The sequence below is a fragment of the Candidatus Woesearchaeota archaeon genome (genome assembly GCA_021735165.1).
Lineage (GTDB): Archaea > Nanobdellota > Nanobdellia > Woesearchaeales > 21-14-0-10-32-9 > JAIPET01.
This window is the reverse complement of the sequence record JAIPHP010000010.1, coordinates 28,156-45,524: the sequence shown is the minus strand read 5'-3', so window position 1 is coordinate 45,524 and position 17,369 is coordinate 28,156. Positions and strand designations below refer to the sequence as shown.

The window sequence follows — 17,369 nt, the reverse complement described above, 5'->3', positions numbered from 1 at the left end:
TAAGGCCACACATGGCTCTTAGATTTAATGTTCTGGAAACACCAGAACAAGCCTTTCAACGAAAGTTGAAAGCGGAGGTTTAATAAATGATAAAACGAAAAAAGGTATCGAAGGGAAATACTTACAGGATAACACAAAACTCAGCGCTAAACAAAACCTTTATAAACCAACTTGTTTTCCAACACTAAAACGTCCGAGTGAAAGCGTGCAGGACCAAATTATACGCGTTCTAAAAGCTTTTCGGAGATATGTGACAAAAAAATGGCAGAATTCAAACACATTGTAAGAATAGCAAATACAGACCTAGATGGTAATAAACATGTTCTTTTTGCAATGACAAAAATAAAAGGCGTAAATATAATGTATGCGAACATGGTTCTAGGAATATCAGGAGTGCAAAAGACAAAAAAAGCAGGAAACCTATCAGATACAGAAGTAACAAAAATAAATGAAGTAATAAACAACCCAAAAAATCATGACGTACCAACCTGGCTTTACAACAGAAGAAAAGACTACGAAACAGGAGAAGACTTTCACATACTAAATGCAGATCTAACATTCACAAAAGACAATGACCTAAAAAGACTTAAAAAAATAAAATCTTACAGAGGCCTAAGACATCAATGGGGACTACCTGTAAGAGGACAGAAAACCAAATCTAACTTCAGACGACAAAAAGGCAAAGGCTTAGGCGTAAAAAGAAAAAAATAAACGATATGATATAAAATGGGAGATCCAAGAAAAACAAGCAACAAATTTGAAACACCAAGGCATCCTTGGCAAAAAGACAGGATAGATTTTGAAAAGCCACTAATGAAAGAATACGGCTTGAAAAACAAAAGAGAAATCTGGAAAGCAGGCTCAAAACTCAAAAATTTCAAAGATACAGCAAAAGCCTTAGTTGCAAGAACAGACACACAATCAGAAAAAGAAAGAACACAACTAGTAACAAAATTAAAATCACTAAATCTTATAACATCAAACGACTTTGATGAAATTTTAGGATTAGAACTAAATCAATTACTTGATAGAAGACTACAAACAATACTATTCAAAAAAGGACTTGCAAGAAGCGTACAGCAAGCAAGACAAATGATAACGCACAAACACGTGACTGTAAACGGGAAAATGATTACTGCGCCAGGTTACTTGATAAGGTTAAATGAAGAAAATTCAATAGGATACGTATCAGGTTCTACTTTTGAAGATCCTGATCACCCAGAGAGAAAACCACTAAAAAAAGAAGCCGAAGAAATCACTAAAGTGACTAAATCAGAGGCTAAAAAGGAAGAGAGCAAAGTAGAGACTAAAAAAGAGACTAAATCAGAAACTAAAAAGGAAGAACCTAAATCAGAAACTAAAGAAGGCATTAAATCAGAATCTGAATCCAAGAAAAAACAAGAAACAGAATCACCAAAACAAACAGAATCAGAATCAGAATCAGAATCAAAAGAACAAGAAAAAACACAAGAGGATAAAGAATGAGCGAAAGAAAAGAGCAGCAACGAAGACCAGTCGGAAGATGGGGACTAGCAAACATTTACGCTTCTTACAATAACATAATAATACACATAACAGACCTAACAGGATCAGAAACAATCGCGCTAGCAAGCGGAGGACAAATGGTCAGATCAGACAGACTAGAAAGCAGTCCAACAACAGCTATGGCAGCAGCAAAAAAAGCAGCAGAACTAGCATTAGATAAAGGTATAAACAGCATACACGTAAAAATAAAAGCTCCAGGAGGACACAACGGACCAATGAACCCTGGACCAGGAGCACAAGCAGCAGTAAGAGCACTATCAAGACGAGGACTAAGAATAGGCCTAATAGAAGACGTAACACCTCTACCACACGGAGGATGCAGAAAAAAAGGCGGAAGAAGAGGAAGGAGAGTATAAATCTAAAAATGAAACTTCAACTCATAGAGAAAAAAAAGAATGAAAAATTAACCTTTGAAATAAATGGACCTACGCCTGCATACATAAACACACTAAGAAGAATATTCATGGGCGAAGTTCCAACAATGGCAATATCAACTGTAGAATTCAAACAGAACACAAGTGCACTATACGATGAAATAATCGCACACAGATTAGGATTACTCGCAATAAAAACAGACCTAAAAAGCTACAACGTGCCAAAAGAAGGAGAAGAAGAATCCGCTGCAACACACTTAAAATTAACATTAAAAGTAGCAGGACCAAAAACAATATATGCCTCAGACCTAGTTTCAAAAGATGCAAAAGTAATACCGGTACACGCAGACACCCCAATAGTAAAACTTACAGAAAACCAAGAAGTAGAACTTTTAGCAACAGCACAATTAGGACTAGGAATAAACCACGCAAAATGGAACACAGGACTAGTATCCTACTACTACAAACCAAAAATAACAGTGAACAACAAATCAGCAAAACTAAAAGACTCAATACATAAATTCCCTCCACAAATAGTCAAAAAAGGCGAAATATTGCAAGAAAAAATAAATACGCCAGAGCTAATAGATGCTTGCACAGACGTAGATAACGATATAGTAAAAATAGAATACAATAACCCAATAAAAGAATACATATTCACAATAGAAAGTTGGGGACAACTGAATCCAACTGAAATAGTAGAAGAAGGAATAAAACAATATAATGATCAAATAGATGAGTTTGCAAAACTCATGAAAAACTCATAAAGAGAACACCAACCCGATAACGTGGGGGTGGCAGAGTGGTCAAATGCGCTAGGTTGAGGGCCTAGTCCCTTAGTGGGTGCGCGAGTTCAAACCTCGTCCCCCGCATAAAAAACTTCAAAAAAAGAATTACCTGAAAAAAACACGGCGCTAAAACCATAACACATGAAACTCAAAGGATTAAAAATGAAACAAAGAAAAAACGTAAGGAACGAAGAACTAAAAAAACTCATTTCAGAACTAAAAAAGTTATCGATAGATAACAATGTAAAAATCTGGAAACGAGTAGCAGAAGACCTAGAAAAACCTGTAAGACAAAGAAGAATAATAAACATATACAAATTAGCACAATACTCAAAAGAAAACGACACAATAATAGTACCTGGAAAAGTATTAGGAACAGGAACAATAACTCACAAAATAAAAGTAGCAGCATACAACTTCTCAGAAGATGCACTAACAAAAATAAACGAAAAAGGAGAAGCAATAACAATTACAGACTTAATGAAAAAAAATCCAACAGGAAAAAACATTAAAATATTGGGATAAAAAAATGATAATCGACGCAACAGATATGATAATAGGAAGATTAGGAACCTACGTAGCAAAAAATGCGCTCTTAGGACAAACAATACACTTAGTAAACTGTGAAAAAGCAGTCATAACAGGACACCCACAAAAAGTATTTGCATCATTTAAACAAGCAAGAGAAAGAGGAGCACCACTAGTAGGACCATACTTTCCTAGAATGCCTCACATGCTAGTAAAAAGAACATTAAGAGGCATGCTACCATACAAAAAACCAAGAGGAAGAGAAGCACTATCAAGAATAAAATGCTACATAGGAATACCAAACAGCATGAAAAACGAAAAGATAGAAACACTAAATCAATTCAGCGTTGAAAAAACAAACGCAAAATTTATGTACATAAGAGAAATAAGCAAACAATTAGGAGCAAAGTTCGATTAAAATGGCCAATAACAAAGTAATACACGAAAGCGGAAAAAGAAAAAGTGCAATTGCAAGAGCAACCATAAAACCAGGAAAAGGAGTATTCATAGTAAATAACAAATTAATAGACATAGTAGAACCAAAAATGGCCAAAATGAGAATACTAGAACCAATAATACTAGCAGGAGACCAAACAAAAAAATTCAATATAACCGTAAAAGTAAAAGGCGGAGGAACAAGCAGTCAAGCAGATGCAGCAAGACTAGCAATCGCAAAAGCACTATCAAAACAAGATACAACACTAAGAGAAAAATACTTGGACTACGACAGACAACTCTTAGTAGCAGACGTAAGATTTAAAGAAACAAGAAAACCAAACAGTCAAGGAAAAGCAAGAGCCAAACGACAAAAGTCTTACAGATAAGACTTTTGGGTACACAAAACAAGTTTGTACACGACAGAAATCATACAGATGATTTCTGGGCATTCAAGTCAAGCTTAAATAAAACAAAAACCATATAGGTGAGAATAGAAGATGATTATACCAGTCAGATGTTTTAGTTGCGGAAAACCAATAGGTCAAAATTGGGAAACCTTCAAAGAAAAAGTAGCAAAAGGAGACGACCCAAAAAAAGTATTAGACGATTTAGGACTAGAAAGAAGCTGTTGCAGAGGAGTATTTTTAGGACACGTAGACCTAATAGATGTAGTTTCAGAATTCAAAAAATTCTAAAAACGCAAAATATTTTTTCTTAATTTTAAAAAACCCAAAACACATATAAATAAAATATCCTAATAAAAAGAATATGGACCAAATAAAAAAATTTTACTTAACTTCATTTCTAAAAAACCAAACATATTTCACGCCGATCTTTATAATATTTTTACAATCACACTTTCTATCGTTACAAGAAATATTCCTAATATTCACAATAGGCAGCATATTCAGCCTCCTAATAGAAATACCGACAGGAGTACTCGCAGACCTATATGGAAAAAGAAAAACAATAATCATAGGAAAATTAGTCCTCATAATAGCATATCTAGGATTTGGATTTTCTAATACGTTTTGGTCATTTGTAATGTTCCAAATAATATATGAACTAGGCAACGCATTAAGAAGCGGAACAGAAACAGGATTCGTCTACGATTACATAGAACAAAATAAAACAGACAAAAATAAACTCCCAGGTTATACGGAAGTTAAAGGAAAACAAAAATTCTACGGAAGAATAGGAGAATCACTAGCAACTCTTGCAGGAGGATTAATAGCATCCTTGCTAGGATTCAGCTGGGTATTCTTCATAGCAACAATACCAGCATTCCTAAATTTTTTATTAGCAGTAAGCTTTGAAAAAATAAAAGAAGCAGAAAACAAAAAAATATCAATAACAGAATCTCTAAATCACGTAAAAGATTCAATAAAATACTTATATAGACATAAATTCTTAGTAAGACTTGTTTTAAACATCACAATATTCTCAGGAGCAATAGCTGCAATTGACAAATACATACAACCATATATGAAAGTAACAGGGGTACCAATAGAAATATTTGGATTAATATACAGCATAGGCCTCCTACTCAGCGCACTAGCTGTAAGATATTCATACTTAGTAGAAAAAAATATGGGTACAATACACACAATAAATATGGTAACATTACTAGCAGCAATACCTGCAATAATATTAGGTTTGGGATGGATATCTTACATAGGAATAGCTCTTCTTTTCTTAATACTAATAATAGAAAACATAAGAAGCCCAATAGCAAACAACCTATTTAACCAAAATATAAGTTCAAAACAAAGAGCAACACTTGAAAGCACACTACAACTGATGAAAGAACTAGGTAAATCAATCATACTGCCAATAGCAGGATACCTAACAGGAGCCTTTTCAATGTACACAGCAATACTTGTCCTCGGAATAATAATTTTGCTAAACGGATTATTCCTAATGATAAGAAACGGAGAAAAGCACACAAAAAATAAATTCAGTAAACTTTATAAGAAAAATTAAAAAAAGAATATAAAATGTACGAACTGCTCAACATTCAATTAGAAAAAATGAAAGAATTATGGGGTGCAGTGAAGCAGATGAAATTTGGAAAAAATACTAACTACTCAATCTGACTAATAATTGATTTATTAATCTGTTTAGCCATTTCAAGATTCTTTATGACAGTCATCTTTGTTTTAATGTCGATATTCATAATTTCAGAAAGTTCATGAACATCTAAATCTTCAAGAGAAACATTTTTTTTATAAAATTCTTCAAGCTTATCTATTACTTTCTTAGGATAATAGACTTGCACTATTGTCTCTCCGTAAGTTGCAACAAAATAAGTTCTATCAAAGTCTGATAGTGATTTTATGAACTCTGTCTTTACACCCATTTTTTCATAGAATCTCTTGGCATACCTGTCTAGAGGAGTTCCTCCCGTTGTTAAAGAGTAGCACTTTATTCCCTTCTTAATAAAATTCAGAAGAGTCTCTTTTTCTTTATCAGGATGCAAAAGAGCCTCCCAAATATGAGGTGCTTGATAACAATTAAAATCATGATCTCCCTTCTTAAAATTTCCAATCCAATTCTTCATGATTGAATACCAGAATTTTATCATTTCATTAGGCGAATCAAAAGTAAACACAGACACTTCTCCTCTTATAGAATCCAATCCTTCTGGAGTTGATTTGTCTTTATTTAAGTCTTCATAGAGATTATCTACTGTTTTCTTTGCATCAGCTACCCATTGCTTGTTTATTCTAAATTCATTTTTTTCTTTGACAAGCACTTCGTTTTCTTCAAGTTCGAGCGCTGCTTTTCTTACTGCCTGAAAAGTCACAGATTTTCCATATCTTCTTTTGATATAGTTTGTAAGTTCAATTAACTTCAGAGGATATTCTTTTGTTAATATTGAAAATATCAAGTTCTTAGTACTATTTTCTTTTCCAAGAGGCAAATCAATACTTAAACTCATTAAACTAAATAATTTAATTCTATATTTAAACTTTTTGGTTTAATTATTATTGAACCAACATTATTAAACATTTTAAACACTATTAAATAGTAATAACAAAAAGAGGTGAAAAAATGAATAATACACTTGAAAAAATAAAAACATATGGAAAAGATGCATTAATAAGCACACTTGTGTTTATAACACTAGCAGTAGCAACACACGAAATTAATGCAAATATGAACTACAATGCACAAAAAAACTCAATAAAAGAAACAGCAGAAATAACGAAAAAGACATCCAGCAAAATACTCGAGGAACCAAAAACGAGCTTTAAAAGACTTATGTTATCACAAAGCCTGCTAAGAATGCGCGAATACGAATCAAAACTCTTTCCAGAACTAGAACAATACAGGATGCAACCCCATTCAAGACATCCTTCAAACCTAAAAAAGCCAATAGAAGACAGCACTCTTGTAAAAATAATAGACAGATGTGATTCAATGTACAACAATTCTCAAAATTACGTGGAGAACCGGAGCTTGTTTTTTTGAATAAACCATTAAAATACATAAAAACCTTAATAAATAACCTCTCACAACTCTAGGATATGGCTCAGGAAAAGATAAATCACAAACAAATAACAGAAAAATGGCAAACTAAATGGGAAGAAAAACAGGCATTCAAAGCAGATGAAAAGAGCAAAAAACCAAAATACTACGTTCTTGAAATGTTCCCCTATCCATCAGCTTCAGGACTTCACATGGGTCATGCATTAAATTACACAATAGGAGACATCTACGCTCGATTCAAAAGAATGCAAGGTTTTAACGTTCTCTACCCAATGGGCTTTGATTCATTTGGCCTACCAGCAGAAAACGCTGCCATAAAAAACAGAAGACACCCAAAAGAATTCACAGAAGAAGCAATAAAAAACTACATCAAACAAATGAAATCCCTAGGACTAAGCTATGACTGGGACAGAATGATTCAAACCCACACACCAGAATACTTCAAATGGGACCAATGGATATTCTTACAAATGTACAAAAAAGGCCTAGTATACAAGAAAGAATCAAGCGTGAACTGGTGCCCAAAATGCAACACAGTCCTTGCTAATGAACAAGTACACAACGGAAAGTGCTGGAGACACGAAGATACAGAAGTAGAAGTAAAAAAACTTGCGCAGTGGTATCTTAAAATAACAGAGTATGCAGACGAACTATACGAAGGAATAAAAAAATTAGAAAACTGGCCTGAACTAATAAAAAAACTCCAAACAAACTGGATAAACAAATCTTATGGCTCAGAAATAATATTTGAAATACCAAACCAAAAAACAATCTTTGTAGACGCAGTCCACACATTAGTTGATGAAAAAGGCAACGTAAACATAGAATTAAAAAAATTTCTAGATTCATTACCTAACAAAAAAATAGTGCTAACAAATGCAAAAAAAGAACTCCACACAAAATTATTTTCAAAAATTAACTATGAAATATTCACGCAAGAATTCAACCCTTCAAAAGAAAACCCAAAATATTACGAAACCCTATTAAAAAAATACGCCCTAAAATCAGAAAACGTAATTTACTTTGAACATGGAGAAGAAGCAAAAAAATCTGCAGAATCAATAGGAATAAAAACACACCTCTACAATCAAGACATACCAAAAGTCAAAGAATTCTTAAAAAAAGAATTAAACTCAAAATGGCCAGTATTCACAACAAGACCAGACACACTAATGGGAGTAACCTTCTTAGTAGTTGCCGCAAACCATCCAAAACTAAACCAATTAATAACAAAAGAACAAAAAGAAGAAGTTGAAAAATTCAAAAAAACAATTCACAGCATAAAAGCAGAAGACATAGACCAAATGGAAAAAGAAGGCGTATTTACAGGAAGCTACGCAATACACCCTCTTACAGGCGAACAAATCCCTGTATACGCAGGAAACTTCGTCCTTGCAGATTATGGAAGCGGAATGGTAATGGCAGTACCAGCACACGATCAAAGAGATTATGAATTCGCAAAGAAGTACAACATACCAATAAAACAGGTAATAAAACCAAAGAACCAGAATTGCATAATAGTACACGGATCAAATGCAAACGAAGAAAAAGCAATGAACCCCTGCAGAGAAAATGAAAGACACTGGAAACCATGGCTAAAAAAAGAACTTGAAAAAGTTGGAATGAATGTGTCTAACGAATTATATCCTAGCGACTGGAAACCAAACTATGAAGAATGGAAAAAAATCTTTGAAAAGAATAACATAAATGAAAATTCGATACTTATTGGACATAGTGCTGGTTGTGCATTCATTTTAAGATATTTACAAGAAACAAAAAAGAAAGTGCATAAAGTTGTATTAGCAGCTCCTGCTTACGTAGAAGATGAAAGAACAAAAAGAATAACAGACCTATACAGTTTCAACTTAAGTTCAAAAACTAAAAACTGTTTAGATTCTTTAAGTATAATTTACTCTGATGACGATAATAAAGACATAATAAAAAGTGTAAAAGAAATAAATAAAATCTTAGGCGGCAAAATTACTGAACTTAAAGGCAAAGGACATCTCACTGAAGGAGATATGAAAACAAAAGAATTCCCAGAACTATTAAAAGAAGTTCTTGATCAAAAACAAGCTTACACAGAACATGGAATACTTGTAAATAGCTATGAATTCGATGGTTTAGAATCAGAAAAAGCAAAAGAAATTATAACAAAAAAACTTGAAGTTATAGAAAAAGGAAAACAAACAGTTAATTTTAGATTACGAGATTGGCTTATTTCAAGACAAAGATACTGGGGAACACCAATACCAATATATTACGATGAAAACAACAAACCTAAGCCCGTTCCTGAAGAAATGCTCCCCATAACTCTTCCTGAAGACGTAACATTTGAAGAAGGAAAAGGAAACCCCTTAGAAACCTCAAAGAGTCACAAAATAAATATTGAAGGAAAAGAATATCGATTAGAAACAGATACCATGGACACCTTTGTAAACAGCTCATGGTACTACCTAAGATACACAGACCCTAAAAATAATGAAACGCCATTCACTTCTCAAAAAGCTGATTACTGGTGTCCTGTTGATACATACATAGGCGGAAAAGAACACGCATGTATGCACTTAATTTACATAAGATTCTACACTAAATTCCTAAGAGATATAGGACTGTTAAACTTTGATGAGCCAGCAAAAAAATTATTCAACCAAGGCATGTTACAAGGCCCGGACGGAGAAAAAATGTCAAAATCAAAAGGCAACATTATATTGCCAGAAACCGTCTCTGAAAAATTCGGATTAGATAGCGCGAGAATGTTCTTAGTTTCTCAAGCCAGTCCAGACAAAGACATAAACTGGTCAGATAAAGGAGCAGAAGGAAGTCAAAGATTCCTAAACAAAATAATAAATTTCATAGAAAACTACAAAGAAACAAAAACACAAATAGAAACAAATTCAAAAGTAAAAAATAAATTACATGCAACAATTAAGAACGTAACAGAAAATATTGAAAACATGAAATATAATATTGCCATAATACAAATAAGAGAATTATTTGAACACTTAGAAAAAGGAATAAGCAAAACAGATTTAGAATGCTACATTAAACTCTTAGCGCCCTTTTGTCCTCACACAGCAGAAGAACTATGGGAAAAACTAGGAAATAAAAAATTAATATCCCTAGAAAAATGGCCAAAACACAACGAAGATTTAATAGATGAAAAACTTGATTACTTAGACGAATCAATAGACAACCTAAAAGAAGACTTAAGACAATTGCTAAAACTACTAGGAAAAGAAAACCCAGAAAAAATAAAAATAATATTAAGTCAGAAATGGAAATATGAATTCATAAAATTGTTCAAAGAGACAATAAAAGAAACAAGAAACCCAAAAGACATAATATCAAAAGTCATGAAAACAGAACTAAAGAAAAACGGGAAAGACATAATGAAATTAATACCTGCATTTCTAAAAGATGAATCAAAAATTCCCAAACAAACAATAAACTTAGAAGAAGAACTAAAAAACCTCAAAGACAACAAAGAAAACCTAGAAAAAGAATTCAACTGCACTATAGAACTAGAATTAGGAGATAAGTCAAAAGAAAACAAAGCAGGAAACGCAATACCAGGAAAACCTGCAATAATAATAAAATAAAAGTTTAATCAAGCTTTATTCTTCCATGTTCATATTTATCTTTTTTCTTGCTCTTAATTAAATCTTTAGTTTTCTTAGAACCTTCCTTTAACCTAGTTTTAAAAAACTCGCTTTTTTCTTTAAGCTTATCAGCAATCTTTTTCCTCATATCAAAAACATAACTTGATTCAGACGAAACATAATTAACATTATTTTTCTTACTTTTCTTTTCCGTATCAGAATAACCAGGAATACTAATCTTAGTATGCTTAAAATCATCTCTTTTGACTCTAGGTTGGACTTTGAATTTCTTATCTTTACTTTTTAATTTAGAATTCTTCTCATCATGAACCAATTGCAAATGATGCTTAACAACAATAAAAATGCCTAAAACAATAAAAATCCCGAATACAACATAGCTCACAACAACAACGCCAGAAAGTACACCTTTAGAACCTAACCCTGTTCCATTAACACTATTATTATCAGAACCACTAACAAAACCTGAATTTGAATTTTTAGATGAATCCTGATTATCTCCACTTATTTCATTATTAGACTGAGAAACAACAGATTTTTCTTCATGTCCAACAATAAAAGTACTAAGACCAGGACTATCTGCTTCAAACAAATAATTATCTCCAGAAACACCAGTATAAGAAGTACTCAAAGGCTTCCACTTTCCATCAGAATATCTATAAAGAACAATATCGTTCCTACTAATGCTCTGAGTTAAAACATAAGTTTTAGGAACTTTAAACCCTATTTTGACATCAGAAATATCTGAATCATCCAAATTCTCATGCTCAATCTCTAAAACCTGATACTTAACAAAACCAAAATCAGAAACATAAGAAGGTTCCTCTGAACCATCAAGCTTTTTCACACCAATTCTAACATTAGATCTTTCTCCATTCAAAGAAACCTTAACATTATTAATAGCAACACTCGAATAATCCTCAGACAACTCAATTGTTCCAGAAGCAGTCGTAAAAAGCTTAGAATATTCAACAACACCGCTAGTATCATCAGAACCCAAATTACTACCAGGACTGTTTGTGCTCGAACTAGTAGTAGAGCCTGGAGAAGAAACAGAATTAACAGTCAAAGTAAAAATGTTGCTTGTGGCATTACTATAGCCATCAGTAGCTCTAATATAAACCTCTCTTGAACCAGAATAACTAGATGAAGAAGTAAAAGAAACCAAATTATTACTAATAGACATAGAAATACTAGAACCATTTATCAAATAATAAGAAATGCTATCACCATCCGCATCCCTAAAATAATCATCAATCTCAAAAGCATCACTCTCACTACTGCCTTGATCCCAAGATAAATTAGGAATATCCTCAGCAGTATAATACGAAACAGGATTATTTCTTATAATGTTCCACTCATGACTAACATTACTAACCCCATTACTCACAATAACTGTAACATTATTATTTCTCATAGGAAGAACAGAATCAACAATATTAAAAGAAGTATCATTTTCAGAACTAGAAATAATACTTTCATTAACAAACCAATAAATAGTCATATTTCTATTATTGCCATCACAAACAGTTATATTAAGAACATAAGAAGAACCATTATTAACAACAAAATTGTTGATGCCGTCATAAGAATATATGATTGGAGGATAATCAATATCTGTTAAAATGCTAATATTTTTTTCAGCTAAACTATAATTGCCAAACTCATCAGAAACATTAACAACAACAGAATGATTCATCAAACAAGTAGCACTAGTATTCAAAGAAAACAAAGCACTAACATTATCAGAACTAACTAAAGAATAATCCGATTCATTAATAGTTGAAGAAACAGAATCATTATTAGCATCAGAAAAATTCAATCTTATATAAGCAATCTCTGACCTATTAAAAACAAAATCTGTACCATTACTAAAATTAAAAACATTATGAATAATTGGAGCAACATTAGGAACAACACTCAAATTCCATCCAACAGAAGAATTGCTGAAATTATTGGAAACTATCAACGTCAAATTATAATCGGCATAAGAAGAATTACCTGAAAAATTGTACTCAGAACCATTAAGAATATTACTACCGTTCAAAAACCAATAATAATTCAAAGAATAACTATTAACATCACAAACGCTAACACTAAAACTCTGATTTTGAAACTCAGAAACACTAACATTACCATGCCATGGAGAACTACTTAAAAAAATAGGCGAATAATCAACAGGACTTAAAACAGTTATGTTAGCAGTATAATTAACGGAATTAGCTTCTTCATCAACTAAAGTAAATAAAACAGAATGATTGCCAAAACAAGACTCATCAGTACCCCTATAAAAAACAGACATATTTCGTCCATTACCAGAAATATTAGAATAATAAGAATCATTAATGCTTACCGTAACAAAATCGTCATCACTATCATTAAAATTCAAAACCAACGTAACATTATTAGGCCTGACAAAAGTTAAATTATCTGAACCTGCAAGAGTTGTAACATTAAAAATATTAGGCGCGGAATTACTAATGTTGTCAGAAACAGATAAAGTAAAAACAAAAGGCGTACTCGTATTATAATTATAAGCTTGAATCCAGTGCACGTTATCAGAAATTGTAACAGAAGAACTTAAATTAATACTGGTCTTATTAAAAGAATCATCATTGCTTAAAAATCTCCCTGTACTATTAAAAATAGATATATTGAAAACAGGTTCATAACTAGAATAACTAACAGAAACATTAAATAAACTATCAACATTAGATGTAAGCGCAAAATAAATGTTGTCTCCATCAACACTAATATTATCAGAAGGCCTCTCATATTCAGAATAAGAAGAAGTAAAATTACCAGTATAATCATAACTAATGGGCATTGTTGTGACAATAGGGAAAGAAATATTCTTAGAAACAGAAGAACTCCCATTATTGCCAAGCCCATACATTCTCAAAATACCTGCATAAGTACCAGGCACGGCATTAAAATAATCACTAACGCTGTAATTAATCTGAAAAGTAATGTTGCTATTAGCAGGAACAATTACTAAACTAGGAATTGAAAAATCAGATTCATTAAAATCAAAACCCGAAACTAAATCGTTAAAAGAATCAATAGCAAAAGTAAAATTAATTTCATAATTATTACGATTAAAAATAGTTAGATTAACAGAATTAGAACCATATCTATCAACAACAAATTCCCATCTATCAGAAGAAACTACGTTACTTGTAGGATCCGTATAATTAGCTAATGCATACATGTTAAGATTCAAAGCATTAAGAACATTAAGCTGACCTGCACCCTTCTCTAAAACACTTCCAGAAATATTATGTGAAGAAGCCATAAGCATTGCTCTAATTTGACTCGGAGTTAAGGAACCAAACTCTTCCAACAAAAGCGCAGCAGCGCCAGAAACATGAGGAGTTGCCATACTCGTACCTGAAATAGTAACATAAGTATTTCCGATGCTAGTGCTATAAATCAAATAACCAGGCGCAACTAAGTCAGGATCTAATCTTCCAAACGCACTAGGTCCACGAGCACTAAAACTAGCAACGTAATCATCACTTAAATCAGTATTTTGATAATCACTTGAAGCGCCAACACTAATTGCAGAAACAGCATCTGCAGGACTTCCAATAGTATTTACACCAGGACCAGTATTACCTGCAGCAACCACAACAATTAAACCATTGCTCGCCGCAGTATTTACTGCTTGACTAACCGCAGATAAACCTGTATTGCTATTTAAAAGATCCGCATTAATACCTGAAGAGATTGAAAGACTAGCAATATCCATATTATTATCAAGAGCCCACTGCAAAGAACTAAGAATTGCAGAAGTAAAACATGCACCCCCATAATCGCAAGCTTTCAAAGCGTAAAGTTCAGCATCCTTAGCAATACCTGTAATGGTTCCATTACCTCCAACTATACCTGCAACATGAGTTCCATGATAATGATCATCCATAGGATCTTCATTTCCCTCAAAAAAATCATATCCGCCCTTAATTTTAGAACAAGAAGACCAATTATAAATAGTGCTAGACGTACCATTAAGAACTCGATCAATAATAAAACCTTGCTTTGAAACCCCGCTATCTGAATCTAATACTATTCTAGTAGTATTCCCTGAAACATGAGGGCTCCAAACACCAGTCATATTACCAGTATAATTAGCAACTAAACTTCCGCCACCATCATATACATAAATATAATCATACCCTCCTTCTAATTCCAACAAACTAAAATGAACACTAATATTTTCAAAACCAGGCATCGTAATATTCCACTCATGTGAAGTATTATCCGTATATGGATGACCAGACTCAACAACTAACCCATCATACGCAATAGTAGAGTTAACAAGTTCAGAATCAGTTTCATTCAAAAAGATAGGGGTACCAGTGTAATTAATCTGTCTAGGGTTGCAAGCTCCTAAACTTTCATGAGTATAATCAATTCCAGTATCAATGACTGCAACCTTTACGCCTCTGCCTGTAATATTATAATTAGATTCTACAATTGAAGCACCAACACTATCTCTGCTAGTTGTCAAAGCAACCTCATATTCTGACTTAATAGGCGTTAACTGAATCATTGTATCTTCAAAAATTTCATATTTTAAACCGGAGTCTTCAAGCTTCTTTAAACCGTCTATAGTTAAAACACCTGAAAAACCATTAATTATAGGCAAATTTTGAACATTAGATGCTTCATTAGAAGCTAAAGAAACACCAAACTTGGAACTCTTCTTTTTTTCAGGTTTGTGCTCTAAAACTTTAACTATGACTCTAGCGTTTCCCTCATTAAGAATCTTTTCTTCAACAGAATCGTAAACGACATTTGAAGGAACTGCCATGGCAGAAACATTAAACACTAAAAAAATCAACAATATCATACCAAGAAATTTCATCATAATGCTTCCCTCAAATCCTCTCTACATACAAAATAAACCTTTAATTTTTAAATATTTTGCAACAAAAGACGTCAAAACTTTAAAATTCTATAATTAAATGCTTAAAAATAACCCTTGTTACAGCTAAAAAAATAAAAATAAATTTACTTCAAATCTATCTTTACTCCTCCAATCCGCCCAGCAATCAAATTATAAACCCAAACGCTAAGTGCACCGAATACAAAACCAATCAATCCGTAAAAGACAGGCATGATAATTATAGACGCAACGCCAAACGCAATCCCTAAAAAAGGTGTTGCAACAGGACTGATACTTGCAATTATGGTCATGAAGATTCCAATTAACAAACCAACCATTGCAGAGATAATTCCTTGAATTAATGCTGCACTAAAAACATCTATTTTCTTAATTTCTTTCATATTATCTACCTCCAAAAAAATATTATTGAACCTAAAAGTATTCCTGAAATAATAAAAATCCAAAGAATACTAAGCTTAAGAGGATCTTTATGAATTTCCTTATCAAAAGAAAGTAAAGTTATAGCCAAAAAGAAAAAAACTCCGAATAATCCGAACCAAAAATAATCAGATTCAACCATTAACAAAATATTAAATAAAACGCCTAAAGGAGCTATAATTTTAAAAAAACCCATCATGCCCTTTCCAAATTCTTCTTCAACAAACACTTTATCTTGTATTTTTTGAGGTTCTTTTGGTTTTTGTAAATCTCTAACCTGAACTTCTGGAAAACTTACAGCTACATGTTCACAATTATTGCACTTATATGAAAAAATACCTCCTGCAACTAAAGCAGGTTGAGAATAATCATGCACGACATCAACAGACCCACACTTAGGGCAAACCATCACATAATCCTTTTGATTCATAATCTTTTTTTTAAGTATTGGGTTTTAAATAATTTGTTGTTTAAAAGGGTGCGTTGCAAATATCTGTATTACCTTGGAGTTGTATTCAAAGCGCTAAAAATCTTCAGAACACAAATATTAAATCAGAATATTTATTAATAAATGCACAGATAAAAACTTTTATGAGAACTCAAATCCTTATGATTCACGGCGGCATGACTTTTAAATCTAAAAAAGACTACATTAATCATTTGAGAACAAGAACCATTTCTCTTGATAAATATTATAGTTGGACAAAAGATTATATGGATAAGTTACTCGGAAAAAAATATGAAATAATTAGGCCAAGAATGCCTTTACAAGATAATGCTAAATATGCTGAATGGAAAATTCATTTTGAAAGATATCTACCCTTATTAAAAAACAATGTAATTCTTATTGGCAGTTCGTTAGGAGGTATCTTTCTTGCAAAGTACTTATCAGAAAATAAATTTCCTAAGAAAATTAAAGCATTATTATTAGTTTGTCCTCCTTATGACAACACAATTTCTGGGGAAGATTTAGTCGGTGGATTTAAGCTAAAAAAAGATTTATCAATGATTGATAATTGTTCTAAAAGTGTTCATTTGTTCTTTTCAGAAAATGATCCCGTTGTTCCGCCTAGTCAAACAGAGAAATACAAAAAGAAATTAAAAAAAGCAAATATTCACATTTACAAACATATTCCAGGGCACTTTCAGATTTCTAAGTTTCCTGAAATAATTAATATAATAAAAAAGTTATAAAAATGGAAAGTTCAACAGTATTTGCATTGATTCTTGGAATACTTTTCGTTGTTTTATTAGGTCA

The 17,369-nt window shown here is 32.3% G+C and carries 16 protein-coding genes and 1 tRNA gene; 13 read left to right on the top strand and 4 right to left on the bottom strand.

Annotated elements, in window-relative coordinates:
• Positions 1–261 precede the first annotated feature (261 nt).
• The 10 genes from K9L97_03530 to K9L97_03485 all read left to right on the top strand — a co-directional run bounded on the left by K9L97_03530 (position 262) and on the right by K9L97_03485 (position 5,656).
• Positions 262–711, top strand: a complete 450-nt coding sequence (locus K9L97_03530) for a 30S ribosomal protein S13 (protein ID MCF7872080.1) — start codon at positions 262–264, stop codon at positions 709–711.
• A 15-nt stretch (positions 712–726) separates the two neighbouring features.
• On the top strand, positions 727–1,485 hold the full coding sequence (locus K9L97_03525; GenBank protein MCF7872079.1) for a 30S ribosomal protein S4: 759 nt from the start codon (positions 727–729) through the stop codon (positions 1,483–1,485).
• Positions 1,482–1,901, top strand: coding sequence for a 30S ribosomal protein S11 (locus K9L97_03520; GenBank protein ID MCF7872078.1), 420 nt, complete (start codon positions 1,482–1,484; stop codon positions 1,899–1,901). The genes K9L97_03525 and K9L97_03520 overlap by 4 nt, the downstream gene beginning before the upstream one ends.
• A gap of 8 nt (positions 1,902–1,909) precedes the next feature.
• Entirely contained in the window at positions 1,910–2,686 is a 777-nt protein-coding gene (locus tag K9L97_03515; protein MCF7872077.1) for a DNA-directed RNA polymerase subunit D, read from the top strand.
• A gap of 21 nt (positions 2,687–2,707) precedes the next feature.
• Positions 2,708–2,791: transfer RNA gene (locus K9L97_03510), tRNA-Leu, on the top strand.
• Between the two features lie 78 nt (positions 2,792–2,869).
• Entirely contained in the window at positions 2,870–3,232 is a 363-nt protein-coding gene (locus K9L97_03505) for a 50S ribosomal protein L18e (GenBank protein MCF7872076.1), read from the top strand.
• Positions 3,233–3,236: 4 nt separating this feature from the next.
• Entirely contained in the window at positions 3,237–3,653 is a 417-nt protein-coding gene (locus K9L97_03500) for a 50S ribosomal protein L13 (protein MCF7872075.1), read from the top strand.
• Position 3,654: 1 nt separating this feature from the next.
• Positions 3,655–4,059, top strand: a complete 405-nt coding sequence (locus K9L97_03495) for a 30S ribosomal protein S9 (GenBank protein MCF7872074.1) — start codon at positions 3,655–3,657, stop codon at positions 4,057–4,059.
• Between the two features lie 111 nt (positions 4,060–4,170).
• The gene (locus tag K9L97_03490; GenBank protein MCF7872073.1) at positions 4,171–4,368 is read left to right on the top strand and encodes a DNA-directed RNA polymerase subunit N; all 198 of its coding nucleotides are present in this window, start codon (positions 4,171–4,173) and stop codon (positions 4,366–4,368) included.
• A gap of 73 nt (positions 4,369–4,441) precedes the next feature.
• A complete protein-coding gene (locus tag K9L97_03485) occupies positions 4,442–5,656 on the top strand; it encodes an MFS transporter (protein MCF7872072.1) in 1,215 nt (404 codons plus the stop codon).
• Positions 5,657–5,756: 100 nt separating this feature from the next.
• Here K9L97_03485 and K9L97_03480 read toward each other — a convergent pair whose 3' ends face one another.
• On the bottom strand, positions 5,757–6,614 hold the full coding sequence (locus K9L97_03480) for a hypothetical protein (protein MCF7872071.1): 858 nt from the start codon (positions 6,612–6,614) through the stop codon (positions 5,757–5,759).
• A 113-nt stretch (positions 6,615–6,727) separates the two neighbouring features.
• Here K9L97_03480 and K9L97_03475 point away from each other — a divergent pair, with 113 nt between their 5' ends.
• A complete protein-coding gene (locus K9L97_03475; GenBank protein ID MCF7872070.1) occupies positions 6,728–7,147 on the top strand; it encodes a hypothetical protein in 420 nt (139 codons plus the stop codon).
• Positions 7,148–7,203: 56 nt separating this feature from the next.
• Positions 7,204–10,767 carry an HAD-IA family hydrolase gene (locus K9L97_03470; protein MCF7872069.1) on the top strand — a complete coding sequence of 1,188 codons (3,564 nt, stop codon included), beginning with the start codon at positions 7,204–7,206 and terminating at the stop codon, positions 10,765–10,767.
• Positions 10,768–10,771: 4 nt separating this feature from the next.
• Here the strand turns inward: K9L97_03470 and K9L97_03465 are convergent, their stop codons facing one another.
• The 3 genes from K9L97_03465 to K9L97_03455 all read right to left on the bottom strand — a co-directional run bounded on the left by K9L97_03465 (position 10,772) and on the right by K9L97_03455 (position 16,541).
• Positions 10,772–15,655, bottom strand: a complete 4,884-nt coding sequence (locus K9L97_03465) for a S8 family serine peptidase (GenBank protein MCF7872068.1) — start codon at positions 15,653–15,655, stop codon at positions 10,772–10,774.
• Between the two features lie 143 nt (positions 15,656–15,798).
• Positions 15,799–16,074, bottom strand: a complete 276-nt coding sequence (locus K9L97_03460) for a hypothetical protein (GenBank protein ID MCF7872067.1) — start codon at positions 16,072–16,074, stop codon at positions 15,799–15,801.
• 5 nt (positions 16,075–16,079) lie between these two features.
• Entirely contained in the window at positions 16,080–16,541 is a 462-nt protein-coding gene (locus tag K9L97_03455; protein ID MCF7872066.1) for a hypothetical protein, read from the bottom strand.
• Between the two features lie 161 nt (positions 16,542–16,702).
• Between K9L97_03455 and K9L97_03450 the strand changes: the two genes are divergently transcribed.
• Positions 16,703–17,305 (top strand): alpha/beta hydrolase, encoded by a 603-nt coding sequence (locus tag K9L97_03450; GenBank protein ID MCF7872065.1) that lies wholly within the window; start codon positions 16,703–16,705, stop codon positions 17,303–17,305.
• The last annotated feature ends 64 nt before the right edge of the window (positions 17,306–17,369 follow it).

Excerpts from the sequence above, each read along its gene's own strand:
- K9L97_03530 (MCF7872080.1), top strand. The coding sequence starts at position 262 with ATGGCAGAATTCAAACACATTGTAAGAATAGCAAATACAGACCTAGAT.
- K9L97_03525 (MCF7872079.1), top strand. The coding sequence starts at position 727 with ATGGGAGATCCAAGAAAAACAAGCAACAAATTTGAAACACCAAGGCAT.
- K9L97_03520 (MCF7872078.1), top strand. The coding sequence starts at position 1,482 with ATGAGCGAAAGAAAAGAGCAGCAACGAAGACCAGTCGGAAGATGGGGA.
- K9L97_03515 (MCF7872077.1), top strand. The coding sequence starts at position 1,910 with ATGAAACTTCAACTCATAGAGAAAAAAAAGAATGAAAAATTAACCTTT.
- K9L97_03505 (MCF7872076.1), top strand. The coding sequence starts at position 2,870 with ATGAAACAAAGAAAAAACGTAAGGAACGAAGAACTAAAAAAACTCATT.
- K9L97_03500 (MCF7872075.1), top strand. The coding sequence starts at position 3,237 with ATGATAATCGACGCAACAGATATGATAATAGGAAGATTAGGAACCTAC.
- K9L97_03495 (MCF7872074.1), top strand. The coding sequence starts at position 3,655 with ATGGCCAATAACAAAGTAATACACGAAAGCGGAAAAAGAAAAAGTGCA.
- K9L97_03490 (MCF7872073.1), top strand. The coding sequence starts at position 4,171 with ATGATTATACCAGTCAGATGTTTTAGTTGCGGAAAACCAATAGGTCAA.
- K9L97_03485 (MCF7872072.1), top strand. The coding sequence starts at position 4,442 with ATGGACCAAATAAAAAAATTTTACTTAACTTCATTTCTAAAAAACCAA.
- K9L97_03480 (MCF7872071.1), bottom strand. The coding sequence starts at position 6,614 with ATGAGTTTAAGTATTGATTTGCCTCTTGGAAAAGAAAATAGTACTAAG.
- K9L97_03475 (MCF7872070.1), top strand. The coding sequence starts at position 6,728 with ATGAATAATACACTTGAAAAAATAAAAACATATGGAAAAGATGCATTA.
- K9L97_03470 (MCF7872069.1), top strand. The coding sequence starts at position 7,204 with ATGGCTCAGGAAAAGATAAATCACAAACAAATAACAGAAAAATGGCAA.
- K9L97_03465 (MCF7872068.1), bottom strand. The coding sequence starts at position 15,655 with ATGATGAAATTTCTTGGTATGATATTGTTGATTTTTTTAGTGTTTAAT.
- K9L97_03460 (MCF7872067.1), bottom strand. The coding sequence starts at position 16,074 with ATGAAAGAAATTAAGAAAATAGATGTTTTTAGTGCAGCATTAATTCAA.
- K9L97_03455 (MCF7872066.1), bottom strand. The coding sequence starts at position 16,541 with ATGAATCAAAAGGATTATGTGATGGTTTGCCCTAAGTGTGGGTCTGTT.
- K9L97_03450 (MCF7872065.1), top strand. The coding sequence starts at position 16,703 with ATGAGAACTCAAATCCTTATGATTCACGGCGGCATGACTTTTAAATCT.